Annotated in this window: 24 protein-coding genes; 5 read left to right on the top strand and 19 right to left on the bottom strand. The window is 71.9% G+C overall.

Annotation, left to right across the window (positions count from 1 at the left end):
• The 4 genes from ABZ896_RS40645 to ABZ896_RS40630 all read right to left on the bottom strand — a co-directional run.
• A partial coding sequence (locus ABZ896_RS40645; protein WP_360940393.1) for an AraC family transcriptional regulator occupies positions 1-656 on the bottom strand: 656 nt, incomplete at its 3' end.
• 29 nt (positions 657-685) lie between these two features.
• Positions 686-1,111 (bottom strand): OsmC family protein, encoded by a 426-nt coding sequence (locus tag ABZ896_RS40640; RefSeq protein WP_360940391.1) that lies wholly within the window; start codon positions 1,109-1,111, stop codon positions 686-688.
• 11 nt (positions 1,112-1,122) lie between these two features.
• Positions 1,123-2,343 carry an MFS transporter gene (locus tag ABZ896_RS40635; protein WP_360940389.1) on the bottom strand — a complete coding sequence of 407 codons (1,221 nt, stop codon included), beginning with the start codon at positions 2,341-2,343 and terminating at the stop codon, positions 1,123-1,125.
• Between the two features lie 213 nt (positions 2,344-2,556).
• Entirely contained in the window at positions 2,557-3,186 is a 630-nt protein-coding gene (locus ABZ896_RS40630; RefSeq protein WP_360940387.1) for a hypothetical protein, read from the bottom strand.
• A 165-nt stretch (positions 3,187-3,351) separates the two neighbouring features.
• Here ABZ896_RS40630 and ABZ896_RS40625 point away from each other — a divergent pair, with 165 nt between their 5' ends.
• Positions 3,352-4,185 carry a hypothetical protein gene (locus ABZ896_RS40625; protein WP_360940385.1) on the top strand — a complete coding sequence of 278 codons (834 nt, stop codon included), beginning with the start codon at positions 3,352-3,354 and terminating at the stop codon, positions 4,183-4,185.
• Here the strand turns inward: ABZ896_RS40625 and ABZ896_RS40620 are convergent.
• A complete protein-coding gene (locus tag ABZ896_RS40620; protein WP_360940383.1) occupies positions 4,122-5,699 on the bottom strand; it encodes an APC family permease in 1,578 nt (525 codons plus the stop codon). The genes ABZ896_RS40625 and ABZ896_RS40620 overlap by 64 nt on opposite strands.
• Positions 5,700-5,841: 142 nt before the next feature.
• Here ABZ896_RS40620 and mftR point away from each other — a divergent pair, with 142 nt between their 5' ends.
• Positions 5,842-6,450, top strand: coding sequence for a mycofactocin system transcriptional regulator (gene mftR / locus ABZ896_RS40615; RefSeq protein ID WP_360940381.1), 609 nt, complete (start codon positions 5,842-5,844; stop codon positions 6,448-6,450).
• On the opposite strand, the gene mftF is transcribed toward mftR, so the two are convergent.
• From mftF to mftA, 6 genes are read right to left on the bottom strand one after another with little or no spacing between them, the layout of a single operon-like run.
• Entirely contained in the window at positions 6,444-7,874 is a 1,431-nt protein-coding gene (gene mftF, locus ABZ896_RS40610) for a mycofactocin biosynthesis glycosyltransferase MftF (protein ID WP_360940379.1), read from the bottom strand. The genes mftR and mftF overlap by 7 nt on opposite strands.
• On the bottom strand, positions 7,871-8,593 hold the full coding sequence (mftE, locus tag ABZ896_RS40605) for a mycofactocin biosynthesis peptidyl-dipeptidase MftE (protein WP_360940377.1): 723 nt from the start codon (positions 8,591-8,593) through the stop codon (positions 7,871-7,873). Before mftE ends, mftF begins: the two co-directional genes overlap by 4 nt.
• 2 nt (positions 8,594-8,595) lie before the next feature.
• On the bottom strand, positions 8,596-9,774 hold the full coding sequence (mftD, locus tag ABZ896_RS40600) for a pre-mycofactocin synthase MftD (protein WP_360940375.1): 1,179 nt from the start codon (positions 9,772-9,774) through the stop codon (positions 8,596-8,598).
• A 46-nt stretch (positions 9,775-9,820) separates the two neighbouring features.
• The gene (gene mftC / locus ABZ896_RS40595) at positions 9,821-11,038 is read right to left on the bottom strand and encodes a mycofactocin radical SAM maturase (RefSeq protein WP_360940373.1); all 1,218 of its coding nucleotides are present in this window, start codon (positions 11,036-11,038) and stop codon (positions 9,821-9,823) included.
• Positions 11,035-11,301, bottom strand: coding sequence for a mycofactocin biosynthesis chaperone MftB (gene mftB / locus ABZ896_RS40590; RefSeq protein ID WP_360940371.1), 267 nt, complete (start codon positions 11,299-11,301; stop codon positions 11,035-11,037). The genes mftC and mftB overlap by 4 nt, the downstream gene beginning before the upstream one ends.
• 23 nt (positions 11,302-11,324) lie before the next feature.
• On the bottom strand, positions 11,325-11,447 hold the full coding sequence (gene mftA, locus ABZ896_RS40585) for a mycofactocin precursor MftA (RefSeq protein ID WP_360940369.1): 123 nt from the start codon (positions 11,445-11,447) through the stop codon (positions 11,325-11,327).
• Between the two features lie 84 nt (positions 11,448-11,531).
• On the opposite strand from mftA, the gene mftG reads away from it, so the two are divergent.
• Positions 11,532-13,067 (top strand): mycofactocin system GMC family oxidoreductase MftG, encoded by a 1,536-nt coding sequence (gene mftG / locus ABZ896_RS40580; protein WP_360940367.1) that lies wholly within the window; start codon positions 11,532-11,534, stop codon positions 13,065-13,067.
• Between the two features lie 223 nt (positions 13,068-13,290).
• Here the strand turns inward: mftG and ABZ896_RS40575 are convergent, their stop codons facing one another.
• The 3 genes from ABZ896_RS40575 to ABZ896_RS40565 form a co-directional block, all read right to left on the bottom strand.
• Positions 13,291-13,866, bottom strand: coding sequence for a phosphatase PAP2 family protein (locus tag ABZ896_RS40575; RefSeq protein WP_360940365.1), 576 nt, complete (start codon positions 13,864-13,866; stop codon positions 13,291-13,293).
• A complete protein-coding gene (locus tag ABZ896_RS40570; protein WP_360940363.1) occupies positions 13,859-15,238 on the bottom strand; it encodes a diacylglycerol kinase family protein in 1,380 nt (459 codons plus the stop codon). Before ABZ896_RS40570 ends, ABZ896_RS40575 begins: the two co-directional genes overlap by 8 nt.
• Before the next feature lie 381 nt (positions 15,239-15,619).
• Positions 15,620-16,579 carry a nitronate monooxygenase gene (locus tag ABZ896_RS40565; protein ID WP_360940361.1) on the bottom strand — a complete coding sequence of 320 codons (960 nt, stop codon included), beginning with the start codon at positions 16,577-16,579 and terminating at the stop codon, positions 15,620-15,622.
• A gap of 162 nt (positions 16,580-16,741) precedes the next feature.
• Between ABZ896_RS40565 and ABZ896_RS40560 the strand changes: the two genes are divergently transcribed.
• Positions 16,742-17,989: a tetratricopeptide repeat protein gene (locus ABZ896_RS40560; RefSeq protein WP_360940359.1), complete on the top strand. Its 1,248-nt coding sequence runs from the start codon at positions 16,742-16,744 to the stop codon at positions 17,987-17,989.
• A 4-nt stretch (positions 17,990-17,993) separates the two neighbouring features.
• Here the strand turns inward: ABZ896_RS40560 and ABZ896_RS40555 are convergent, their stop codons facing one another.
• From ABZ896_RS40555 to ABZ896_RS40535, 5 genes are all read right to left on the bottom strand, one after another.
• Positions 17,994-18,959 carry an expansin EXLX1 family cellulose-binding protein gene (locus tag ABZ896_RS40555; protein WP_360940357.1) on the bottom strand — a complete coding sequence of 322 codons (966 nt, stop codon included), beginning with the start codon at positions 18,957-18,959 and terminating at the stop codon, positions 17,994-17,996.
• A gap of 76 nt (positions 18,960-19,035) precedes the next feature.
• Positions 19,036-20,268 carry a 4-hydroxybenzoate 3-monooxygenase gene (locus tag ABZ896_RS40550; protein ID WP_360940355.1) on the bottom strand — a complete coding sequence of 411 codons (1,233 nt, stop codon included), beginning with the start codon at positions 20,266-20,268 and terminating at the stop codon, positions 19,036-19,038.
• A 79-nt stretch (positions 20,269-20,347) separates the two neighbouring features.
• Positions 20,348-22,237 (bottom strand): glycoside hydrolase family 97 catalytic domain-containing protein, encoded by a 1,890-nt coding sequence (locus ABZ896_RS40545; protein WP_360940353.1) that lies wholly within the window; start codon positions 22,235-22,237, stop codon positions 20,348-20,350.
• 32 nt (positions 22,238-22,269) lie between these two features.
• Positions 22,270-24,570, bottom strand: a complete 2,301-nt coding sequence (locus ABZ896_RS40540; protein ID WP_360940351.1) for a Tat pathway signal sequence domain protein — start codon at positions 24,568-24,570, stop codon at positions 22,270-22,272.
• A 237-nt stretch (positions 24,571-24,807) separates the two neighbouring features.
• A complete protein-coding gene (locus ABZ896_RS40535) occupies positions 24,808-25,056 on the bottom strand; it encodes a hypothetical protein (protein WP_360940349.1) in 249 nt (82 codons plus the stop codon).
• A gap of 205 nt (positions 25,057-25,261) precedes the next feature.
• Here ABZ896_RS40535 and ABZ896_RS40530 point away from each other — a divergent pair, with 205 nt between their 5' ends.
• Complete coding sequence (locus ABZ896_RS40530) at positions 25,262-26,026, top strand: hypothetical protein (protein WP_360940347.1); 765 nt, start codon at positions 25,262-25,264, stop codon at positions 26,024-26,026.
• The last annotated feature ends 14 nt before the right edge of the window (positions 26,027-26,040 follow it).

Here is a 26,040-nt window from a genome sequence, read left to right as displayed (position 1 = left end):
GCAGCCGCTCGTCGTCGAGTTCGACGTCCATCAGGATCATCGCGTCGGCCAGGCCGCTGCCGGTGACCCGGCGCACCGCGTCGGGGCCCTCCTCGATGGCGCCCTTGCGGTCGAGACCGGCCAACTCCGAGGTCGCCGCGCAGGATGTGCAGGCACAGGTCGATGCCGGAGGCGGCGCCGGCCGAGGTGAGGACGCTGCCCTCGTCGACGAAGAGCACGTTCTCGTCGACCTTCACGAGGGGGTGCTTGGCGGCGAGGGCGCGGGAGTAGTGCCAGTGGGTGGTGGCGCGGCGGCCGTCGAGCAGGCCCGTGGCGGCGAGCGCGAAGGCGCCGGTGGAGATGGCGGCGAGGCGCGCGCCACGCTCGTGGGCGGCGCGCAACGCCTCGACGACGGGCCGGGGCGGGTCCTCACGGTCCGGGAACCGGTAGCCGGGGATGAAGACCAGCTCCGCCCACTCCAGCGCTTCCAGCCCGTGGGCGAGGTGGTACGACAGCCCGTCACCGCCGCTCACCAGGCCGGGGGCCGCACCGCACAACCGGACCTCGTACGGCATGCTCGCGCGGGTGGTGAACACCTGCGCGGGGATGCCGACGTCGAGCGGCTTCGCCCCTTCGAGTACGAGGACGGCGACGCGGCGCAGACGGGTGGGGGCCACGGGGACAGGGTATGCGGGCGGGTCTTCGGTCACTCTCCTTCGAGCGCCGCGGTGACCGGGGTGCCGGTCTCGATGGTGCGGCTGACCGTGCACAGGCGGTCGTGGGAGGTCTTGATCGCCCTCGGGAGGATCGTGCGGGCACGCTCCGCGCCCTCGCCGTCCGGGAAGGTCACGGTGAAGGTGACCGCGAGGTCGGTCATCCGGTTGCCCAGCTCGTCGCTCACCTTGTTGCCGGTCACCTCGACGGAGAACGTCGAGGGTTCCGCGTGCCTGCTCGTGGCGAGGTCGACGTCCACCGCCGAGCAGCCGCCGAGCGCGGCGAGGAGGAGTTCGACCGGGGTGAACTCCTCGGAGCCGGTGCCGAAGCCGATCGTGCCGCCGCGCGCGTTGGTCGCGGTGAAGTGGCCGGTGCTGGTGCGCTTGACGGTGACGGAGCGCAGGGAGTCGTCGGTCATGGCACAGGACATTAGTGCAGTTCGACCGCGTCTCCCTGCGCGCGTGCCGAGGTCTTCCCCCTGGACTCCGTGATCACCTCGGAGCTCCCGGTGCCGCGGTCCATGACGCCGCCGACGAGGGCCAGCCCGAGGCCCGCGGCCGCGAGGGCCGCGCCGACGAGGGCCGGGGAAGCCCAGCCCCAGCCGGCCGAGATGGCGAGACCGCCGAGCCACGCCCCGCCCGCGTTGGCGAGGTTGAAGGCGGAGTGGTTGGAGGCCGCCGCCATCGTGGGAGCGGCCTTCGCCTTGGCCATGAGCAGCATCTGCACGGGCGTGGTGACGAGGGCGCCCACCGCGCCCATCACGACGAGCGTCACCAGCGCGGGCACGAGGCTGTGGACCGCGAAGTAGAACGCCACCAGCGACGCCAGAAGCAGCGCGAGCCCGCCGTAGAGCGTGGGACGCAGGGCGCGGTCCGTCAGCGGGCCCGCGACCAGTGTCCCGAGGGTCATGCCGACGCCGTAGAGGGCGAGGACCAGGGTGGTCGAGGAGTCGGCGAGACCGGTCAGGTGCGTCAGGATCGGCACCAGGTAGCTGTAGACCGCGAAGAATCCCCCGAAGCCGACGACGGCGGTGGCCAGTCCGATGGCGACCTGCTTGTTCGCCATGGCCCGCAGCTCGTGGCGGATGCCCGCCTGGGGGCCGCGCGGCTGGTGCGGGACGAAGGCGGCCAGGGCGGCGAGGGCGACGAGGCCGATGACGGCGACCGCGGTGTAGGCGTACCGCCAGCCCAGCTGCTGGCCGAGGGCGGTCCCGGCCGGGACGCCGACGATGTTGGCGACGGTCAGCCCGAGAAACATCCGCGACACGGCGGTTCCGGCCCGCTCGGGGCCGACCAGCCGGGAGGCCACGACGGCGCCCACGCCGAACAGCGCGCCGTGCGGCAGCCCGGCCAGGAAACGTGCGGCGAACAGCAGACCGAAGTTCGGGGCGAGCGCGGACGCGACGTTGCCGATCACGAAGAGTCCTGACAGCAGGAGCAGGAGGCGCTTGTGGGGGATGCGGGCGCCGAGCCCCGTGAGGACGGGAGCGCCGACGACGACGCCGAGCGCGTAGGCGGAGACGACGTTGCCGGCTTGCGGGACGGACACGCCGAGGCTGTCGGCGATCTGGGGAAGCAGTCCCATGGTGGCGAACTCGGTCGTGCCGATGCCGAACGCGACGAGGGCGAGGGACAGCAGGGCCAGAGGCATGGAGCGGCGGAACCTTTCGGAGGGGGTGAGCGGAAGCGGCGGAGCGGCGGGAGACGATGCCGTCCCGCTCCGGTGGCCGGTCGCGCCCGGCCGCCATCGCCCGGTACGCCCCCAAGGCAGGGAAGGCCCACAGCAAGTGCAGCAGCGTATCCGGGCCGCGCATTCCAAGATCGGGCCCTCGGGGATATGGCCTGCGTCACACGCCGGTGCCTGTTACCAGATCAGGCACCAGTAGCCGTCGAAGGTGCCCACTCCGATCCGGGGGACCTGGGGGACCAGCGAGGGGTCGGGGTCGCCCTTCGACGCCAGCGAGCACGCCGGATCGCCGACCGTGGCCGCGGCGGCCATGCGCCGGGCGGCCTCCTCCGCCGCCGCTGACGTGTACCAGGTGGTGGCGGCCGTCGTCGGCGGGCTGCTCACGGAAGGTGTGGACGGGGCGGGCGTCGTGGACGGTGGCGGGGCGGATGACGTCCGTGGCACCGAAGAGGTCCGCGGGGCGGATGACGTCCGCGGCGCGGCCGAGGTCGGCTCCCCCGAGGACGTGCGCCTGGGCGTCGTACGGTCGCTGGGCCGTGCCGGGGGTTCCGAGGTCGCCGTCGGTGAGGGGTGCGCGGTCTTCGAGGGGGTCGGGGGCGGTGTGCCGGAGGTCTTCGGGGCGGCCGTCGTGGTGGTCGGCACCGCGAAGGTGGGCAGGGACAGGATGCTCGAGACCGACGGCTCGGGTCGGGGCGCACCGTCGTCCGACGCCGTGAGCGCCCAGATGCCGAGGCCGCCCGCCGTGAGGAAGACGGCCCCGCCCACGATCCACGGCGCTCTGCGTGAGGGGCGTCGGTGGCGGCTCATGCATCCCACTGTCGGGCCGCCCGCCGGTCATCTCAAGCGGTGGGCCGCCGGAGGGCTGGCGTGGGCGACGCGCTGCGCGCACGGCCGCCGTAGTGCCCCCGGTGCAAGCTCCCGTCCGAGGGCAGGTGACAATCGGCGCCTCACGTCTCGTCGTAGGAGGCCCTCGTGTTCGATCTGGACGTCTTCGCCGGTGCGCTGCGCGGGGATGGCGCGAGTCTGGAGACGCTGCGGCAGGGGGCGCACGCGCTGTGTGTCGCCGAGGAGTTGTCGAGCGTCTTCCGCGTCGCCGCCGGGCCGGACGGCGGCCAGGAGGCGGAGCTGGCGCAGATCGGATCCTCCGGTGGCGGAAGTGTGTCGCTGGTGTCGCTGCCCCGCTCGTTCCGGGTGGAGCACATCGGCCACGACGCACGGCACTTCGTGGTCCGGGCCACCGACGGACGGACCGTACGGGCCACGCCCTGGCAGTTCTCCTCGCACGTCAAGCTGCTGTTCGCGGAGTGCAATCCGCTCTACGAGGCCCAGCTGGACGAGGCGTTCACCGCGACGCCGTTGCTGCCCGACCGGAACCCGGAGCCCGAGCGCACTCCCCCGGTCTCCGATCCTGTGCTCGGCACGATCCCGTTCGACGAGAGCACGTCGGAGTACTCGGCCACGGTCACCGTCGGCGACCTGTCGCTGTGGCTGTCGTTCGACGGCGCCGATGTCGACAGGGTCACCGAACTCCTGCCCCGGACAAGGGACTTGGTGACCGACTTCGCCTCGATCGAACGGGCCGGCCGGGAGTTCCTGTGGAAGGAGGGCGCGGACGGCACCGAGTCCCCGGAGCTGAGGGAGCACTATCTGGGGTCGCTGGAGCCGAACGGTCTGGTGATGTACCGGACCGGCGACTTCGAGATCCACTTCGACGACACCAGCGGTGACTACTACGTGGAGGGCTACTGGCCGGTGGCGTGCTTCCGGGCGGACCGGACACCCGTGTCGTCCTTCGTGGAGGCCTGACCCGCCGTGCGGGTGGGCTTGCCCAGGGCCCAGAACAGCACCCCGAGAAGCATGAAGCCGACGAGCGGTACGGCCTCCGTCAGCAGGTACTTCCAGCGCTCGGCGTGGGTCCAGCCGTCCGGCGCGTAGTCGGCGCCGAACCAGTGGTCGCCGAGGCCGGGCGCGATCAGCTGCACGCTGGCGAACAGGATGAGCAGGGTGAGCACCGTGCTGATGGTGCGCGGGAAGGGCGCCCTGTACGGCCGGTGGACCTCCGGCGCCTTGCGCCGCAGCACCGCCAGCGCCGGGAAGATGCCCAGGTAGCTGACGAGCGTGGTGGAGACGGCGAGGCCGAGCACCGCGCCGAAGAGCTTGGCCGCGCTGCCGTTGGTGAGCTGGTGGGCCAGGACGAGGACGACGGTGGAGACCAGCCCGCTCAGGATGTTGACGCGCACCGGGGTGCCGAAGCGGCTGGAGATGACGCCGAGGAAGCGGGGCGCGGCACCGTCGTAGCCGGAGACGGCGAGGGCGCGGTCGGAGCCCATGACCCAGGTGACGCCGGAGGAGAGCACCGTGAGGATGAACAGGATCGCGGCGAAGTCCCCGAGGAGGCTGCCCGCGCCGCTCAGCGTGGCGGTGCCGTCGGCGGCGACATGGCCGCCGTACACGGTGAAGACCTGGCGGATCGCGTCGATGAAGCCGCCGAGGCCGGTGATGGCCTTGACCGGCAGGACGAGCAGGATGCCGAGGATGGGCAGCGCGTAGAGGAGGACGGAGAAGAGGGCGCTGCGGAAGATGGCGAAGGGGACGTCCTTCTGGGCGTCGGTCATCTCGTCGCCCGCGGTGTTGGGCAGTTCGAAGCCGACGTAGTTGAACATCAGGACGGGCACCAGGCCGACGAAGCCCGCGTACGTCGGGGAGAAGTCGCCCAGCCCGAATCCGTGCAGGCCGTGCCGGACGCCGTAGACCACGACCGTGACGGTGAACAGGCCGAGCAGCAGGAAGCGGCTCCACGCGCCGATCGTGGGGATCCACTTGCCGACGTCGAAGGAGAGGATCGCGGCGAGGACGCCCACCCAGACGAAGACGAGGGTGAAGACGTAGAAGGCGGGCGTGCTGAGGTCCTTGCCGTCATTGAAGAAGGTCGTGAAGGCGGTGGCGGCGGAGACGGCGAGGGTGCCGCCGAGCCAGACCGGGTTGGTGATCCAGTACAGGAAGTTGTTCACCGCGCCGGCCAGGCGGCCGAAGGCCCGGCTGGTCCAGATGTACGGACCGCCCTCCTCGGGGAAGGCGGCGCCGAGTTCGGCGATCAGCAGCGCGGAGGGCACGAAGAAGACGGCGGCCAGGACGATGAGCCAGGTGAACGCCTCGGCGCCGGAGGAGGCCACGGTGCCGATGGTGTCGACGCCGACGATCGTGCACAGGAGGAAGAAGAGGATGTCGAAGCGGCCGAAGTGCTTGCGCAGTTTCTGCCGTTCGACGAGGGCGGCTGCCGGTGTGTCGGCGGGGTCTGAGGTCAGTTGGCCAACGGTCACCGGGGCTCCTGCGGGCTGATGTGCAAGCGGGGATTCGGCCAATGATCCGGCTCGCCCCAAAAGCGCACAAGCGTTCATTTACAAGTCTTGACCAGCGCTTGTTCAACCATTCCGACCGGGGCTCCGCGATAGCATCGGCCGGATGGCGGGGCAGTCAGGAAAGAGAGCGGTCGTGCGGGCGGGACGTCCGCCCGTCAGTTCCCGCAGTGCGCTGGAGCGCCTCGGGTTCGAACTGTTCGCGCGGCAGGGGTTCGACGGGACCACCGTCGACGACATCGCCGCGGCGGCGGGCATCGGGCGCCGTACCTTCTTCCGGTACTTCGCCTCGAAGAACGATCTCGTCTGGGGCGACTTCGAGGAGCAGCTCGTCCGGCTGGAGGGCCTGCTCGCGGAGGCCGATCCGGGCACGTCGATGATGGACGCGCTGCGCCATGCCGTGGTCGAGTTCAACCGTTTCGACCCGGCCGAGGTGCCCTGGCACCGGCAGCGCATGGAGCTCATCCTTCGGGTGCCGACCTTGCAGGCGGACTCGACGCTGCGGTACGCGTCCTGGCGGGAGGTCGTCACGCGGTACGCGGCGACCCGCACCGGCCAGCCCGACTCCGCGATGCTGCCCCGGCTGGTCGGGCACGCCGTCCTCGCGACCTGTATCGCCGCGTACGAGCACTGGCTCATGGAGACCGACGCGGATCTGGGCCGACTGCTGGACGCGGCCATGCGTGAGCTGACCGCCGGTTTCGGCCGCTACTGACTCCCCCGCCCGCGCACGATCCGCGGACGCAGGGCTCTGGTGGACCGGCCCCGGATCGCGGAGAGCCACACGCCGGCGCCGTAGGCCATGTCGTCGAGGCGGCGGGCGATGCCGTAGCGGAGCGGGTCGAGGGGTTGCATCTCCTTCCGGGCTTCGCAGGTCGCTCGGTCCTTGCGGTGTTCGAGGGCGATGTCGGCGAGTGCGGCGAGGGCCGCGGCTCTGCGGACGCGGGGCGAGAACGTCGAGCCGACGGCGGTGAGGGGCCACCAGTGCCGGGTCAGGAGCGCGGAGGTCTGGCTGAGGGCGCTGACGGTGCCGTTCGCGGTGAGGCGTACGGCCAGGCGGTACGGGTGTGCCGTGCCGTCCAGTTTCCGGGCGATGCGGGTCGTGGTGACGCCGAGGACCGCCGCGGCGACCGGTACCGACCAGCGCCGCTGGGCCAGCAGGGTCATGGCCAGAGCCGCGCTCCAGGGGGCGAACACCACGGGGGCGATGGACTCGGGGTGGCGGCGGGCCAGGGGGCCCGCGCCGGTGCCGTAGACCGCCTTGCGCAGGAACCAGTCGTCGAGCCGCACCCGGTGTTCGTGGGCGGCCTCGACGGCCGGTTCGTAGCGGACGCGCCGGCCGTTTGCGATCAGCCGCCAGCACAGGTCGACGTCCTCACCGACGCGCATCCGCTCGTCGAAGCCGTCCTTGAGCGCGTCGACACGGGCCACGACACACGCCGTGCTCGCCCAGGAGACGGGGGTGCCGGGGCGTACGGCGGCCGGGTAGCGGCCGAGGTCGAGGGAGGAGCGGACGTCTTCGTACCGGCCGATCCAGGTCGGGTCGGTCGTCGGCAGGCCCGTGATGCGGGGTACGGCCATGGCGACGCGGGGGTCGGCGAAGTGGGCGAGCAGGGTGGTGACCGTGGCGGGGGCCAGGACGATGTCGGAGTCGGCGAAGACGACGTAGGGCGTGGTGACCTGTCGTAGTCCCGCGTTGCGGGCGCCGGCAGGACCGAGGTTCACCGGCAGGGCGACCAGGCGCGCACCGTGTTTCGCGGCTACGGCGGCCACGTCCTCGGGGTGGTGCGAGGCGTCGTCGACGACGATCACCGGGATGTCCGTGCCGAGGGCAGTGAGCAGGCGGTCGAGGGGGCGGGCGCGGTCGCGCACCGGGATGACGACGGTGTACCGCGGGTCGGGGCAGGGCGGGAGTTCCTCGACGACCGGGTTGGCCATGCCGTGCTCCAGCAGGCGGTCGGCCAGGACGGCGCTCGCGCGGTCGGTCACGCGCAGGGTCCTGCCGGTCAGGAGGGGGCGGGCGCGCGGGGTGAGGCGGAGCAGGCGGGTGGGGAAGCCACCGAGCAGGGCCCGGCCGTCGTCGAGGACACGGGTGTGGCGGTCGAGGGTGACGACGAATCCGTGCGGGAGGGGCATCATGCCTCGCTTCCCCGGAACGACGGCTCCACGAGCCGTCCTTGCCCGTCCACGGTGTCGCCGCAGATACGGCGGACCGTGCGCGCCACCATCCGGTCCAGCAGTCGGCGGCCCTCCGCTGCCGAAGCTCCGGCCGGGTCGCCCAGCACGCCGGAAGGGGACACGGCCCGGACTCCGTGGGCGACCAGGTCGGGCATGAGGGCCGCGATCGGCCGGGTGTCACCGGCGACGGCCGCGTCCAGCCGTACGGACCGGGGCGCCAGGTGCAACATCAACGACGTCTCCGTACGACCGGCATGGGCGTCGCCGCCCGGTACCCCGCAGCCGGTCCAGGCGACCTCGTGCCCCTCCGCACGGAGTTGCGCGACGGCCCTGTCCAGCGTCGCCGCATTGCCGCCGTGGCCGTTGACGAACACAACTTGCCCCGCCCACAAGGACAGTGAGCGCACCAGCTCCACGAGGACCGTGGACAGGGCCTCGTGGCCGATGGAGACAGTGCCCGGGAAGTGCGCGTGTTCTCCGCTGGCGCCGTAGGAGAGGGTCGGCGCCACGAGCACCTCGCCGGGCAGCAGCCGTGACGCGTGGTCGGCGACGGCCCGGGCGATCACGCTGTCCGTGTCCAGCGGCAGATGCGGGCCGTGCTGTTCCGTCGAGCCGACCGGGACCAGGACCAGGGGGCGGGTGGGGAGGGCGGGCCACACCTCGTGCGCCAGGTCGGCCATGGTCAGACGGCGCCGAGTGTGCGGGTGAAGCCGGGCGGGACGACCAGGTCGTCGGGTGCGAGGTCGTGGACGGAGGCGCGACCTAGGCCCAGGATCGCGGAGTCGAGGCCACCCCGCAGGATGTCCAGGACGTTCTCCACACCGGCCTGGCCGTTGGCGGCCAGGCCCCAGAGGTAGGCGCGGCCGATCAGGACGGCGCGGGCGCCGAGCGCGAGCGCCTTGGTGACGTCGCCGCCGCGCCGCACCCCGCCGTCCAGCAGGACCTCCACCTCGTCGCCGACCGCCTGCGCGATCGAGGGCAGGATGCGGATGCTGGCCGGTGTGGTGTCGAGGTTGTTGCCGCCGTGGTTGGACACCGAGAGCGCGGTGACGCCCGCGTCGACGGCCCGCTTGGCGTCGTCGACCCGGCTGACGCCCTTGAGGAGGAAGGGGCCGCCCCACTCCTCGCGCAGCCACTTGACGTCGTCCCAGGTGGGGGGTGTGGTCTGCATCCACTCGCCGTAGGCGCCGAAGAAGGTGGGGGCCGGACCGGCCGGCGGCTTGAGGTTGGGTGCCGTCAGGTCCGGGATCCGTCCCGTCCTCGCGAACTTCCAGAGCCAGCCGGGCCGCACCAGGACGTCGGGGGCGAACCTGACCGCGGTCCTGAGGTCGATCTTCTCCGGGATGGCCGGGCTGCCCCAGTCGCGGCCGTTGGAGAAGGACCAGTCGAGCGTGACGATCAGCGCTTTGGCACCGGCGGCCCGGGCCCGGTCCATGCGCTGGACCATCGTCTCGCGCGTGCCGCTCCAGTACAGCTGGAAGAAGGTGTTCGGATTGGCCGCCGCCACCTCCTCAACCGGCTTGCTGGCGAAGGAACTCAGGCCCATGATCACGCCCCGGTTCGCGGCGGCGCGGGCCACGGCCACTTCGCCGTCGGGATGTACGGCCTGAACACCCGTCGGTGAGATGACGACCGGCATCGCCGTCTCCACACCCATCACGGTCGTCGACAGGTCACGCTCGGCGTGATGGCCGACCACCCGGGGAGCGAAGCCCAGTTCGGCGAACGCGCCGATGTTGTCGTCGAGGGTGCGGCCGCGCTCGGAGCCGGCCACCAGTGCGCCGTACACCGTGCTCGGCAGCTGCTTCTTCGCCCGGCGCTGGGCTTCGGCGACCGTCTCGAACCATGGGTTTCTGGGCATGTCCCTACGTCTCTTTCGTGAGGGCCTACGAGTCTTCGGCGAGGGCCTACGAGAAGCGCATGCCGGCCAGCGGGTGCTCCGCGCAGTCGCTCACCGGGGTCCGGTCGAGGTCTTCGCGGCGGCGTACGAGGGTCACGTCCACGGGCTGGGTACGCGTGGTGCGGTGCGAGTGGTCCACGGCCGGCTTGGGCAAGTGGCCGCGGTCGGCGGGGCGTTGGGCGAGCAGCTGTTCGCCGTACCCCTGGACGCACTCGGGGTCGGGCCCGTCCAGCGGCAGTCCGGTGAAGAACTTCGCGGCCATGCAGCCGCCCTTGCAGGTGTCATAGAACGCGCAGGAGCTGCACGCTCCCCCGTTCTGCGGCACGCGAAGCCGCTGGAACAGCTCCGAGCCGCGCCACACCTGGGCGAAGCCGCCCTCGCGGACGTTGCCTGCGAAGAACTCCTCGTGGATGGCGAAGGGGCAGGCGTAGACGTCCCCGACGGGGTCGATGAGGCAGACCACGCGTCCGGCGCCGCACAGGTTGAGGCCGGGCAGGGCCTCGCCGAAAGCGGCGAGGTGGAAGAAGGAGTCGCCGGTCAGGACGGTGTCGCCGTGGGCCACCAGCCAGTCGTACAGCTCGCGTTGCTGGGCGGGCAGGGGGTGCAGTTCGTCCCAGACGTCGGCGCCGCGGCCGGAGGGGCGCAGCCGGGTGAGGCGGAGTTGGGCGCCGTAGCGGTCGGCGAGGGTCTTGAAGGCGTCCATCTGGGGGATGTTGTGGCGGGTGCAGACGACGGAGAGCTTGAAGTTCTTCATCCCGGCCGCGGCGAGGTTCTCCATGGCGCGGATCGCGGTGGCGTACGAACCCGCCCCGCGCACCGCGTCGTTGACGTCCGCCGTGGCGCCGTCGAGGGAGATCTGGACGTCCACGTAGTCGTTGCGGGCGAGGCGTTCGGCGGCCTCGGGGGTGATACGGACGCCGTTGGTGGAGAACTTCACGCCGACGTGGTGGCTCGTGGCGTGGTCGAGGAGTTCCCAGAAGTCGGGGCGGACCGTGGGCTCGCCGCCGCCGATGTTGACGTAGAAGACCTGCATGGCCTCCAGTTCGTCGATGACGGCCTTGGCCTCGGCGGTGGACAGCTCGCGCGGGTCACGGCGGCCGGAGCTGGAGAGGCAGTGGGCGCAGGAGAGGTTGCAGGCGTAGGTGAGTTCCCAGGTCAGGCAGATCGGCGCGTCGAGACCGAGCTCGAAGAGATCGACCAGGCGGGTCGGATGCTGGGTGGTCACAGGGCCCTTCCCACGACCATCGAGGAGTCGGCGAGTGCGGTCAACGCCCGCTCGTAGCGCGGGAGTTCACTCTCGTCGACACCGGCGGACAGACAGGCGGACCGGGCGGTGGGCGCGTCCGCGAGCGACTGGACGACCGCGAGCAGACGGCGGTCCTTCAGGAACGAGAGCTTGCGGGTGCCGAAGTGGTAGAGCAGCGCACCGAACGGTTCCGGGCGCACCGAGACCTGTGGGTGCAGGTCCCATCCGCGGTCTAGGTCCATCGTCGGCATGACCGTCGGGCCGGTCAGTAGACGCCGCACATGCCGTCGATGGAGACCTCTTCGATCAGGTCGTCGGCCTCGATCAGCGGTTCGGGGGCGGAAGCCTCGTCCTGCGGGGCCTCGACGGTGGGCTGGAGCTCGTTCATGGGACCTCCTCGGTGACGGAACCTTCCGTTACGCTGCTCGGAGAGTAATGACACCAAGTGCCAAAAAGGAAGAGGGCGGTGGCCATGGGTTCTCCTGCAAGCCGCCGTCCGGATGTCATCGTGGTCGGGGCCGGTGCCGCAGGCGCGGCCCTCGCGGCACGCCTCGGCGAGGACGCCGACCGGCAGGTGCTGCTGCTGGAGGCGGGACCGGTGCCGCGCCGGCCTGCCGACTTCGGTCCCGACCTGCTCGACGCCCGGCTCGTCCCCGGCGCCCGGCCCAGGCATCGGGCGGTGCGCTCCTACGCCGTGCACCTCACGCCCGACCGGCCGTACTCCGTGCCCCGGGGCCGCTTCCTCGGGGGGTCGACCGCCGTCAACGGCGGTTACTTCGTGCGAGCCCGGCGCGAGGACTTCGACCGGTGGGCGGTGGCGGGCGGCGCGGCGTGGTCGTACGACCGCGTGCTTCCGCTGATGCGCCGTCTGGAGAACGATCTCGACCACGGGTCCGACGATCTGCACGGCGGGGAGGGGCCGATCCCGGTCTGGCGTACGGAGCTTAAGCACCCGGCGGCGGCCGCCTTCCGGGCGGCGGCACGGCAGTTGGGCTTTCCCGAGGAGCCGGACAAGAACGCGCAGGGTGCTCCGGGGTTCGGCCCGGTGCCATCCAACGCTGTGGACGGGGTGCGGGTGAACACGGGCATCGGCTACGCACGCGACCGTCCCAACATCACGGTCCGGGGCGGCTGTTCGGTGGTGCGGGTCGTTGTGTGGCGCGGGCGAGCCACCGGTGTCGTCGTCGAAGAGGCCGGACGTCGTACGACCCTCACGGCGGGCGAAGTCGTGCTCTGCGCCGGGGCGTTCGCCTCGCCCCATCTGCTGCACCTCTCCGGTATCGGTCCGGGGGCTCTGGTCGCCGACCTCGGCCTTCCCATCACGGTCGATCTCCCTTCTGTGGGAGCCCACTTCGGCGATCATCCCCAACTGGCCCTGGAATGGAGGCCGCACCGCGAACTGGACCCACCCACCGACTCCTGGCTCGGCGGCGTCCTGCACCTGCCGTCGTCCGAGGGCGCGCACGCCTCCGGCGACCTGGAGATCCTCCAATCGCTCGTCCCCCTGGCCGGGTTGGTGGCCGGGACGGTGTACGTGCCGGGCGCGCCCTGGGGGTTCCTCGTGTCGGACCTCTCACCGCGGTCGACCGGGCGCCTCACGACCGTCTCCGCCGACCCGACGGTCCCGCCGCGGATCGACTACGGCTATCTCCGCACGCCCGCCGACAGACGCCGACTGCGCGAGGTGGTCCGTACGACGGCCGCGCTGGTCGCCGGGAGCGCCTTCGCCGAAATCGGGGCGGGGTTGCTGGAGCCGGGGCCCGAAGTGCTGGGCGACGATGCGGCGTTGGACGACTGGGTGGCCGTACACCTCGGCACGTCCCACCACACCTGCGGCACGGTTCCGCTGGGCGACGCCGTCGACCGGTACGGGCGGGTGCACGGCGTCACCGGCCTGCGGGTGGCGGACACGTCGATCCTGCCGACGCCGCCGTTGCGGGGGCCGGCGGCGACGGCCGTCCTGATCGGTGAACTCGTGGCGGACGCCATGCGCCGGGGCCTGGCGTGAAGCCGGGCGAGCCCAGGACACCGTAGGCTCCCGCGGGTCACGAGCACGCGCGGACGCCGTCACAGACCCGAGCCACCGTGTCGCCGTAGGGACCGAAGTGAGCCAGGACACCGGGGTGTTCGCGCAGGTGCAGCAGCGGCAACCGGTCCCGCCGATCTGAGACGACCGGCAGCGTGGGTCCCCTCCGTCGGCACCCGGGCGCGGGCCGCCTGCCGCCCCCGTCTCAGCCCTCCCGCCCCGTCGCCGCCAGCACCACCGCCGCCGCGCCCGTCCCCAGAACCGCCCCCGCGATGACGTCCCCCGGGTAGTGCACCCCCGTGTGGATGCGGGAGTAGCCGACCGCGCAGGCCAGCAGGCCGAGGGGGATCGTGGCGGCGGGGAGCGCGGGACCCACGGCCGCGGCGAAGGCTACGGCGGAGGCGGTGTGGCCGGAGGGGAAGGACGCGGAGGCCGGCATCGGCACGTGGCGGCCCGGGAAGGGTGAGTCCTCGGCGCGGTGCGGGCGCGGGCGGCGGACCAGCCGCTTGCCCAGGAGGTTCGCGCTCGCCGAGGCGACTCCGATGGCGGCGACGCCCAGGGCCGCGGCGCGGCGGGGGCGGCCGGGGGCCAGGGCGAGGAGCCCGGCGACGGCGAAGGAGATCTTGGAGTGGTCCGCCGCGGCGGACAGCCGCCGCAGAGCGTAGTCCAGCGTGGGCGTCTTGGTGACGGTGACGGCCTCGTACAGCGCCTGGTCGAGGGCGGCGAGGTCGCGCAACAGCGCCCGGGGGGCGCCCTGTTCCCGCTGCGGTCGGTCAAGCATTGCTCTGCTCCTGGTTCTCGGCGGTCTTCTCGGCGGTCTGGAAGGGGGTGCGGTCGAGGGCGAGGCGGACAACTCGGCGCCAGTCCACGGACGGTGCGACGTAGGGCGCTCCCGGGCGGTGCCGCGGCACGCGTACGCGCAGCGCTCCCGGTCGTACGGTGCACACGACGGGCTGGGGCAGGAGGAGCGCCTCGCCGTCGACGGCGACCGGGATGGTCTCCTCGTCGGCCTCGACGACCACGCGGCGCGAGGTCAACGAGGTGATGCCGCTGGCCCGTTCGCCCCGCAGCGCCAACTCGGCGGCCTGCGCGGCACCTTCGATCCGGACGGCGACCACACCGAGTTCGCCGCCGTCGAGGCGTGGGCGGCGTCCGGCGCCCAAGGGGTCGGTGAGTATGTAGGGGTTGTTGCTGACGAGCAGCGCCTGCGGGGCGTCGAGGCGCTCCTCGTCAGCCGTGGCCGCGAGCCGCGCTCCGGCGTCCCCGGCCAGCAGGTCCGGCAGCCGGTCGAGCGCGGTGACCGCCTTGGCGTCGCGGTACTCGGGGCTCTGCACGATGTCCGCGTACGCCCCGAACGAGACCGTGTTGACGAAGGGCCGCCCGGCGACGTCACCGAGGTCGACCCGGATCTCCACCCCGTCCGTGAGGGCGTCGAGGCCGCTCGCCGGGTTCTCCCGGTCCAGGCCGAGGTCCATGGCGAAGTGGTTGCGGGTACCGGCGGAGAGCACCATGAACGGCACACCGTGCGCGGCGGCCACCCCCGCGACCAGGGCCTGGGTGCCGTCGCCACCGGCGACACCGAGCAGGTCGGCACCGTCGGCGAGGGCCTGGCGGGCCAGTTCGGCGGGGTCCGGGCTGCTCTCCAGGTCGAGCAGGATCACCCGCGCGCCGAGGGCCTCGGCGCGCTCGACCAGGCTGTGTTTGCCGACCTTGCCGCCGCCCGACCTGGGGTTCATGATCAGCACGGGTCTGCGGGGCGGCCGGGCCGAGCGGGAGTGCATGCCGTGCGGTCGGCGCAGGCGGCGCAGGGCGCTTCTGGCGCAGGCCAGCGCCGTGAACCAGGCCGCGAGGGCGGCCACCGCGAAGAGCCACAGGCCGGAGATCGCGTACAGGACGAGGACGGCCACCGGCGCGCCCAGTGCCAGCACGGCGCCGCACAGCCGTGCCACGCCCCGGTGCGCCAGCGCCCACCACAGGCCCGCCCCGGCCAGGGCGAGGCCGGCCAGGCCCAGCAGGAGCGTGAACCACTGCCCAGCGGCGATCACGGCCACGACCGCCCCCGCCAGGCAGAGGAGGGCGATCCGGGCGAGGGTCCGTGCCTCGGCTGCGGAGCCGTCCTGCGGCGTTTCGTGCGTCGTTCGGGTCGCGTTCATGATGGTGGGGGTGGTCTCCCGGGATGCCGTGCCGCGGGTCTGCGGAGCGGGTGGGCCAAACGATCTCAGCGGAGCGGGTGGGCCAAGCGTCTCAGCTCGAAGGGGTGGGACAAGCGTCTCAGCCCAAGTGGGTGAGCCAAGCGTCTCAGCCCAAGCGGGTGCGCCAACGATCTCATGCACCTGCCCCGGCCCGCCTCGTGCAATTGCCCCGACGCGCGGCCCTCATGGCAGGTGACGTCGGTCTTTCGCCGCACGGGTGCCCGGTGGAGCGAGTGGACAACGCCCCTTCACGACACCGTCGGCCGTCCGCACGGTCCGCGGTGCCGAAGCGTCGCCGGCCACCGAAGGGTGGAGGCCCACGAGCGCGCCGAACCCCACGGCTTACCCCCGCCCCGCCCTGCTCAGCGCCTCCTCGGCCCGTACCGCCAGTTCCTCGACGAGTTCCGCCGCCGGCGGCCGCCCCCTGACGAGACCGACCGCTTCTCCGGCCCAGACGGGCAGCGGCGGCACCGCCCCGCGGGCCACATCGGCCTGGTAGGCCTCCCGGGCGGCAGGGCTCGCCGTGAGGTCGGCCTCCCGGCCCCGCCACCGGTCGAGGTACGGATGTCCGAGCGTGCGGGCCGTGTACTCGGCGGGCCAGCGCGAGCCCCGCGCGATGTCCAGGATCCGGTTGCGTTCGGTGTCCTGTCCCTCCCCCGCCTCGATCAGCCGGGCGCTCTCGGGGTCCACCAGGGACTCCGCCGTGGCCTGGAAGCGGGTGCCGACGAGCGCGCCCGCCGCCCCCAACGCCAGCGCCGCGGCCACGCCCCGTCCGTCACCGATCCCCCCGGCCGCCAGCACCGGCACCGGTCCCGCCAGATCGACCACCATCGGCACGAACGGCAGGGTCGACATCCCATGCCGAGCACCATGGCCACCGCTCTCGGTCCCCTGGGCCACGATCACGTCGGCGCCCAGGTCCACCGCCTGCCTCGCCTCCTCGATGCCGGTGACCTGGATGACGAGCGCCACCTCGGCCTCGCGGATCCGCCCGACGAACGGGCCGGGGTCCCCGAAGGACAGCATCACCGCGGCGGGCCGGAACTCCAGGGCCCGCTCGACCGCGCGCACACTCGCCGCCCAGCTCTGGAACCCCACGCCCCACGGCATGCCGGACTCCGCGACCAGCGGCAACTCCCGGTCCAGCAGCTCGCGGTCCCCGCCACCCACGCCCACCAACCCGAGCCCGCCGCCGCGGGAGACGGCGGCCGCCAAGGCTCCGCCCGCCGTTCCGCCCATGGGTGCGAGGGCGATCGGGTGGCGTACGCCGAACATCCGCGTGAAGGCTGTGGAGAGTCCCATGGGGGCGATGATGTCGGGTGCCGGGGAGTTCGGCCACGGGGCCCGGTCCGCCGAGAAGTGCGACCATCACCATCATGACAGGTCAGACGGCGTTTTCGTAGGACTGATGACACAACTCGTATCCCTTGTCCGGCAGTTGTCCCGGAACTCAGAATCTCCGTCATGGATCACGCAGAAAAGGTCGATCAGGACGCGGTGTTGATGGCTCGGACGTTCCTTCTGGGATCGGGCCGGCTGGAGACCCACAAACTGGTCGAGGCATATCGGGTGCTTTCCGTCGTCAGTCCGCTGACCTACCTTCCGAAGCTGACCGAGGCCTTGCTCTCCTCTGCGTACGCAATGGAGATCCGGAACCGTCCGGACATCCAGCTGGCGTTCCACACGGAGGCCGCGGAGACGGCACGCCGTATCGACGCCGGAGAACCGAAGAGTACGGATCTACTCGTCCGCGCGCTGGATTCCTACGCACGCAAATTGTTCGAAGCCGGCCGCCGTGCCGAGGGATTGGCGGTGAGCGAGGAGGCGGCCGAGGCCGGGCGGCAGGGATTCCGGCGCGGGCACGTGGGCAGTCCCGTCTACGGGCAGTCCCGGCTTTCGGTGGTGTTGGCCGAAGAGGGGCGGCATGCCGAGGCCGTGGAACTCTGCGAAAGGGCGGTCGAGGCCACCCGGGAGGAGGGGCCGGACAGCAACTATTTCTGGCCCATGGTCCGGTGGGCGGCCGAACTCGACGCCGCAGGGCGCCCGGAGGACGCCCTCAAGGCGTTCACCGAACTCCTGGACACCACACGGGCCGGCTTCGACTCGGGTCGCGGAGCCCTGGCCGTCCTCACGCGGACGCTCGTCCATCACGCCGGAATGCTGGACGCCGCGGGACACGGGGCCGAGGCGTGCGAGACACGGCGTGAGGCGCTCGCGGTACTCACCGAACTGAGCGCAACCGGCGAGCGCCGCAACCCCAGCAACATCCACGCCTGGTGGACCACTCTGTTCGCCCTGTCCGGTCGTACGGCGGAACCCGTGCCGTCGGCGACCGCTCCCGGTCCGGCGTTCGGAACGGCATTCCTCCAGTGGTCTCCCGACATCCAACAGTCCTATTTCCAGGGTCTGTCGGATCTCCAGGAACAAATCGCCGCACTGAGGGAGTCGGCGCGGTCCGAGTCCTCCCGCTCCGAACTGGTCGCCCTTCACCGGCGATTCACCATCCGTTCGGCCATTCACGCCGAACACCGCAGCCGGCGCATCGAAGAACCACTGCGCCCGATCTTCGACGAGGGCGTCGACCTCGCGCGCGGTCTCTCCAAGGAGGTACTCGGCCAAGCCCTCACCGACCGCGCGATGTTCCTTCTCGCCGTCCGGAAATACAGTGAGGCGCACGACGCCTTCCGGGAAGCCTGCGCGGTCATGAACTGACAGGTCAGTGCTGGGCGAACTGCACCCGTGTGGACTGCACGACGTCCGGCTTCACACCGATCCCGCTGATCTGCACCTGCTCACCGTAGATATCGGTGAGCCTGATGTCGCCACCGCATCCGCTCCCCTGCTCGGAGAGGAAGTAGTTGAATTTCTCGCGGGTCAGCTGGAGCCAGCCGCTGCCGGTCCTGACTTCCAGGCGGGCGAGCGGATTGCGGTGGCCGATCGCCTGGATCCCGCACCAGTACTGGCTCGACCCGGTCTTGTAGCGGATCGAGATCGTGTCGGAGGTGCTGGGGCTGAGCAGGCTCCAGGTGATCGGTATCTGGCCCCGCGTGGGGTCGGCGAGCTTTGCGAAGGCCTGGGGGCTCAGGTCGAGTTGGCCCGGTGCGCAGGGGGCGGGGCACTCGTTGGTGATGCGGACGGTGACGGAGGCACCGCCCGAGTGGACGAGGATGTAGGCCCCGCAGGCCTTCGCCGTCTCGTAGTCGGCGGTGTTCATCGCCGCGGTCATGGTGTCGCTGGTGGGGCCGTAGAGACAGGCGCCGTCGCCGTTGCCGACGTCGTAGAAGGTGGCGACCCCGTCGTAGGTGACGCCGGGTTTGATCCGTCCCGCCAACGGGGCACCGGCGGCGGCCTGGTGGGCCGCGCTCGTCGCGGCTGCCCGCCGCGTCGGTGTCTTCCGCGCGGCAGCGGAAGCCGAGGCGGTGGCGGAGGCCGAAGGCGACTTGCCCGCGCTCGCCGACGCGCTCGGGGAGGCGCTCTTCGACGGCGTCTTCTCCGCGGAGGGCGACGCCGTGACCTGCGTACCGGCCGCGGGCGTCGCCGCGGTCGGGTCCGCGTCGCTGCCCCGGTCGGGGAGGAACGCCAAGACCAGAGCCACGACGAGCGCGGCGACCGCCACGGCGAGCGCGGAGGCCAGCGCGGTGGGTCGTCTGCCGGAGGGTGAGCGGTGGGAACGGGATGCCACTGGTCAGTCCTTGCGTCGTTCGAGCGGGACTCCGGTACGGAGGTACAGACAGGTACGTACGGAGTGCTTCCGATCGTCAGTCGACGCCGCTCGCGGAAAGGTTGCCGTTCTCGCCGAAGTCGATGCCCGTCATCAGTTCGGCGAAGGCGCCGCCCGCGGCCGGGGAGGTGAAGAGCCGGTCGAGGCGGGCGCGGGCCAGGTGGCGGTGGAAGGGGCCGCGGGCGGTGGCGTCGCCCGCGTCGTGCAGGGTCCGGGTGAGCCAGTGGGAGAATTCCTGGTCGCTCCAGACCCGGCGCAGACACCGGCGCGAGTAGTCGCGCAGGCCGGACTCGTCGTCCTTCCGGACGAAGTCCCGTACAGCCCGGGCGAGGACGTCGGCGTCGTACAGGGCGAGGTTCATGCCCTTGCCGCCCATGGGGGACACGATGTGGGCCGCGTCGCCGACGAGGAAGAGCCGTCCGTACTGCATGGGGTCGTGGACGAGGCTGCGGAGCCGGAAGTGCTCGCGGTCGGTGATCGGGCCGGCGATCAGGCCGGGGTCGGCGAGCCGGGTGCGCAGGGCGTCCCAGACGCGGGAGTCGGGCCAGGCGGCGGGGTCGTCGTCGGGCGGGCACTGGAGGTAGTAGCGGCTGCTGTGCGGGCCGCGGGGGAAGTGGGCAGCGAGTCCGTCGTCGCTGATGCCGAAGAGCGGGTGGGTCGGGGGCGGGGCGTCGGCGAGGACGGTGAGCCAGCCGACGCCGTGGTCGAAGGCGTGGGCGGTGAGGGCCCCGGCGGGGACGGCGGTGCGGCTCACCCCTCGGTCGCCGTCGCATCCGGCGACGAAGGCGCACTCGACGGCGTGGAGGGTGCCGTCGGCGCCTCGGTAGCGGACGGTGGGGCGGTCGCCGGTGAGGTCGTGCAGGGAGATGTCGAGCGCCTCGAACCGCAGGTCACCGCCGTCGGCGAGGTAGGCGGCGATCAGCTTCTGGACCAGCACCTGCTGGGGGCAGAGCCGGGCCGGCGGGCCGGCTCCGTCGACGTCGGACACCAGGTGCCGTTCGCCGTCCATCCGGAACTCCAGGATTCCGGCGTACGGCGGTCCCCCGAGGACCCGGTCGGCCAGCCCCCACTTCTCGAACATCCGCACGGCACGCGCCTCGACGATCCCGGCGCGCTGGCGCTGTGCCACGTACTCCCGGCTCCGGCGCTCCAGGACGACACAGTCGACGCCGCTGCTCTGCAGCAGCTTGGCGAGGGTCATGCCGGCCGGTCCCGCGCCGATCACCACGACCGTCGTGGGCGTTCTCAACTCGTCTGCTCCCGGGGCCACTTGACCACCTCCGGGAGCAGACTAGCGAGCAAGTCACCGCAGGGAGGCCGGACCGGAACGTCCGGCCTCCCATGTCAGGTCACCGGTAGCAGGTGGTCAGGCCGGGTCGCCACGGGCAGGCGATCCCGGCGAAGCCGCCGTTGGCCACGACGTCGACGCTCAACTCCGCACCGCCCCGCACCACTTGGCGGTCCTGGACGAGACCGGGCGCGCCGTCGCGGACCGTCTCCACCAGCCACCGCCCCGGCCCGATCGACAACGGGACCTCGGCCGTGCGCGCGGCTCCCGCGTACACCCCGCCCAGGAACCACCGGTCGCCGCTGCGGCGGGCGAGCACGGCCTCCTGGCCGGGCTGTCCGGAGAGCAGCCTCGTGTCGTCCCAGGCTGCCGGGACCTGGTCGAAGTAGGCGCGGGCGAGCGGCCGTTCGTCGTACGAGGCGGGCGTGCCGGCGAACATCTGGAAGCCGGACTCGTACAGCACGCTCAACCCGACCTCCGCCGCGTCGGAGTTGGGGCGCAGCCCGACCCGCTGGAAGGCGCCGGGGGTGAAGTCGGCGGAGCCGATGACGTTGCGAGTGAAGGGCAGGGTGGTGAGGTGGGCCGCGGTGTTGGTGCGCTTCTCCTCGCCGGCGATGCCCTCCAGGGTCATGACCTGCGGCCAGGTGCGCTGGATGCCCTTGGGGATCGTGGAGCCGTGGAAGTCGACCATCAGGTGGTGGGCGGCGGTCTCCGCGAGGATGGCGTCGTACCACTGGAGCATGGGCTGCGCCTCGGAGTTCATGAAGTCGATCTTCACGCCCTTGACGCCCCAGCGCTCCAGGGTCGGCAGCCACTGGGCACGTTCCTCGGGGGTGTCGAGGTCGCGCTGGTGGATCCAGACGATGATCCCGACGCCCTTGGCGCGTGCGTGGTCGACGAGTTCGGGCATCCAGCTGTCGGTCTGCCAGTTCGGGTCGGTGACGTCCCACTCGTCGGTCTTGAAGTACCAGCCCGCGTCGACGGCTTCGTAGGGCCAGCCGCGTTCGGCCGCGTAGTCGACGTACGCCTTCTGCGCGGCGAGGCTCTGCCCGGCCTCCCTGCCGCCGGCGAGCCAGGTCCACAGGACGGTGCCGGGCCGGATCCAGGAGGTGTCCCGGACCTTGGAGGCCGGGGCGAGGTCGTCGGTGAAGGTGGAGCGGGTGACGGTGGCGAGGTCGCCGGCGATTATGGCCCGCCAGGGTGTCGTCACCGGCCCGTCGGCGGCGACGCGTTCGTCGGCGAGCTTGATCCGGTAGGTGCCGGTGCCCTGGGTGTGGGCGAGGCGGGCACCGGAGTAGGCGCCGGTGAGGTCGGACTCGGCGAGCAGGGTGTAGCCGCCGTCGGTCGCGAAGAGCGCCTGGTCGGAGTACTCGCCGGTGGGCGCGGAGGCGGCGGTGTACTGCGCGAACTGCCCCTCGTTGTCGACCCGGTAGGTCCCGAGCCACGCGCTCGCGGTGGCCGGAAGGTTGAAGGCGGAGGTCTCGCCGAGTACGTCGCCCGCTCCGGAGGGCAGGACGTACCGGTAGGCGACGCCGTCGGCGGAGGCCCGCACGACGAGGTCGACCCGGGCGCCGGACGCACCGGCGAAGGACAGCCAGGACTCCTTCATGTGAACCCGGCGGTCCAGCCGTTTGCCCGACTTGGCGCGGTAACGCTCGTCCACCGTACGGTCCTTGCGGTGCAGGAAGCGCAACCCCTTTGAAAGGTCGGCCTGTTCGGTGACGATGCCGACGGGCGACGGCTCGATGACCGTACGGCCGTCCCGGGACACCGCGAGGTTCAGGGTGCCCGTGGTGCCGTCCAGGGTCACCTGGGCGCGGGGCGCGTGCGCTCCCGAGGAGACGGCCCACGCGTGATCACGCTGATCCGCGCGAGCGGGCGACGCCACACACAGTGCCGCCACCAACCCCGCGCAGACCCCGGCGACCGTCGTTCTGATCGGAACTGCCATGTCTTCCCTCCCAGTTGAGTGGCCTTACGCCTTTACGGCAGTCCCCAGGCCGGGCCCGGTTCGCTGACGGCGACGGGCGCGACGACGAGGTCGGGGCGGGAACCGGAGTGGACGAGCACCTCGCGGCCCCGGGGCAGGTCGATGGCGAGGGTGCCGCCGCCCAGGTCCCGGGTGCGGGCCGGGGTGCCGTCGTCGAGGAGGACGGTGAGCCGCCCTTCGAGTCCGTGCCGGAGCTTCAGCGGCTCGCCCGCCAGGCTCCTGATCCGGATGAACCGCGTCTCCCCCGCCTTACGGACGGCGGTGACCAGGAAGGCGCCCTGCGTACGGAAGTTGTGCAGGGTCACGTCCTGCCACGCGGTCGGCACGCCCGGGAAGACCCGGACCACCCCGCCCCAGCTCTGGCAGAACATGTCGTGCAGCGACTGCGAGGCGGACAACGGGGTCTCGATGACCGGTCCGGCCTCGGTGTAGTGGGTGTTGGGGCGGCACGGGTAGCGGGTGCCGGTGTCGAAGAACTTCCGCAGATAGCCGATCGCGGTGTCGCCGTCCCCGGCCATCGCATACATGGAGGCCGCGCCGGTGTAGCTGTAGCCGCGGTGGGCGCCGGTCAGGGCGTGCCAGTGGGCCACCGACTTGGCGATCAGGTCACGGCTCTCGGGCTGGGCCCAGTTGACGAGGTAGAGCGGGTACACCATCAGCAGGTGCGAGTAGTGGCGGTGGGACTGGGCGTACGGGGTGTCGGCGCCGATCATGAAGCCGTTGTCGTCGACCGGGTACGGCGTGAGCTTGGCGAGCACCTCCTGCCAGCGCGGCTTCAACTCGTCGTCCACACCGAGGAGTTCGGCGGACTCGATGAGCGTCTGGCAGCCCCAGCGGATCAGCGCCAGGTCGTAGTTGGTGTCCTGCGGGGGCACGACCGGGTACTCGGGCGAGAGGGTGCTGGGCAGGTGGAGCTTGCCGTCGCTACCCGGGGTGAGGAAGTGCAGGTAGTAGTTGATCGCGCGGCGCAGTACCGGGTAAACGGTGTCGCGCAGCAGGGACTTGTCCATGGAGTGCCGGTAGGACAGCCACACGTTGTGCAACGCCCAGGTGAGGTCGCCGACTTCGGCGCCCGTGCCGGGGCGGCCCACGCTGCGGTTGGCGAACATGTCGGAGCTGCGGCCGACGCCCGAGCTGTCCGCGCGGTAGGCGGCGGGCACGTTGGCGATGAGCTGTTCCTGGTTCTGGCGCAGGGTGGAGGCGAGGGAGTCCAGTTCCGGGTGGTTGAAGCCGTGGATCAGCCAGTACTCCAGCTGGACGTTGAGGTTCCACCACACGGCGGGCCAGGGGGTGGGCTCCAGCCAGGGCCCGGAGGTGGCCATCACGGGCCCGCCGACGCGGCTGGCGGAGGCGACCTTGTAGAGCTGGATCCAGTGGAAGCTCTGCAGGCGCTGGTCGGGGAACGACACGAAGCTCTTGCCGTAGAAGTCGTGCCACCAGCGGATGTGCCGGCGTCTGAGGCCGTCGTAGGACGTGGCGCGGCGGAGGGTGCGCAGCGAATCGGCGGCCGCCGAGGAAGCGGGGAAGCTGTGTCCGACGCTCAGGAGTAACTCGTCGGCGGTGCGGCGGTACGCGGTCGCCGTCTGGCCGCCGCCGGTGAGAGGTTGGAGGACTTGCTCCGCCCCGTCATCGGATGTCTGGGTGGTCCAGGGCGGGTTGGCGGTGTAGCCGGCGGGCGGGGCCTCGCTGATCTTCCGGGGGCTGACGGCCTCCTCGGGCCGGAAGGTCCAGACGACCCGCTCGCCGCCGGTCGCGGTCACCCGGGCGGCCAGCACCTCGTCGTGGATGAAGGCGGCGAGGGTGAGGGTGCCGGCGCTGGTGGTGACGGTGCCGGTCAGTTCGGCGTTCCACAGGCTCAGCCGCCAGTCGACGGCGGTGATGGTGCCGACCGGTTCGAGGGTGAGGTGACCCACCGGCAGCCGGCAGGTGCCCCAGCCGCTGCCGAACTCGGGCCGGTGGTCCTGGACCCGTCCGTGCTGGACGGTGAAACGGATCTGGTTGGCGCCGGGTTCCTGGTAGATCATGCTGCCGAGCAGCCCGTCGCCGAGGAACGGGCCCTCGTACCAGAGGGTGGGCAGCCGGCTCCAGCGCAGGTCCTGACCGCGCAGGAACTTGCTCCAGGCGCCGTCGGTGGTCATGGTGTCGCACAGTTTCCAGGGTCGCCCTGCGGCAGGGGCGGCCTGCGTCTCGGCGTGTGCCGTCGTGGGCAGCGCGGCCGCCGCGGCGCCGCCCAGGGCGCTGCCGAGCACGACTCTGCGGGGTACCGGTGAATGGTGCTCCGGCTGTGAGGTCATCTTCGTCCTCCAGAGCTGACGGATCATCAATACATCGGGTGTATCGGCGAACCTATGGACCCCATGTGCACCTGTCAATAACTCTCACACCCAACTCCTCCGATGAATCGGGCATGCTTGTCCGAGGGCAACGCGACTGGAAGGCAGAGGTGCATCGTGGGTCTGTCGATCGGGCTTGTCGTTCACGCAAGCCGCCGTGGAGTCTTCGAGGAGGCCGTCGAGCCTCTGTCGGGTGTCTCACTGAAGTGGGTCACCTACGGCCAGGAGCAGGAGATACAGCCCCGGGTGCGCGCCCTCGTCGAGGGACACCGCCTGGACGGCCTGCTGGTCGGCGCCGTCCCCCATCGCGCCTGCCGGGACGTCCTCTCCCCCGGCCTGCCGGTCGCCGTGACCCGCAGCTCCGCCCTCGACCTGGCCCTCGCGCTCTCCCAGGCGCAGGCCCGCGGCTGGCAGCCGGTCCCGGTCAGCATCGACACCTTCGGCCACGAGGTGGTCTCCGAGGTGACCGAGGCGCTGCACATCGACAGCACCGGGGGGGGCCTGTCTGCCGTACGACGACGAGCAGAGCGTCGAGGAGATCTGCGCGTTCCACGAGCGCGCCCTCCGGAACGGCGGCGGCTACGTCATCACCGCCCGGACCGCGGTCCTACGACGGCTGCGGGGCACCTTGCGCGTACTGAACGGCTCGCCCGTGCCCTCCAGCGTCCGCGCCGAGCTGCACGAACTGGTGCTGCGCATCCGGACCGACCGGGCGGGCGCCACCGGGTTCGCCGCCGGCGTCTTCCACCTCGACCGGCAGAGCGGCCGCGGTGACCTGGAGCGCGGCCGGACCGGCCTGTTCCACCTGTTGCGGGCCACGCCCGAACTCGCCGAGGCCTGGATCGAGAACCGGGGACGGCACGGTGTGGTGGTGCTCGGGCGCCGGACGCTGTTCGAGCGGCTGAGCCGGGACTGGCTGGTCGTACCGGTGGTGGAGCAGGCGCGCGAGGTGCTGGGGTCGGGGGTGGTCGCCGGGTTCGGTGTCGGGGTGTCGGCGCGCAGTGCGGTGGCGCTCGCCGAACGGGCCGTTGCCCGCGCGGCGTCCGAACACCGGCCGTGCGGCTATCTCATGGAGGACAGCGGGCTGGTCATCGGGCCGATCGGCGCGGCCGGGCACCTGTCGTCTCCGTCCATGCCCGGGCGGGACGAGCATGTGCGGGAGCTGGCGCGGACGGTCGGCCTCAGTTCGGCAACGTTGTCAAGGCTCGCCGCGATCGAGCGCGATCTGGCCGGGCGGCTGGTCACGCCCAGCGAACTGGCCGACGCGATGGCCGTCACGGATCCCAGCGGGCGGCGCCTGGTCCGCAAGCTGCACGCGCACGGCCTGGTGACCTCGGAGGGGCTGGCCGCGACCCCCCACGGCGCCGGGCGCGTGCCTGGGCGCGACGGCACCGCGTCCCGCTGCTCGCCACCGTGACGATGCTTCCCCTG

The sequence above is a fragment of the Streptomyces sp. NPDC047072 genome, assembly GCF_040643855.1.
Lineage (GTDB): Bacteria > Actinomycetota > Actinomycetes > Streptomycetales > Streptomycetaceae > Streptomyces.
This window is presented reverse-complemented; position numbering and strand designations above follow the sequence as displayed.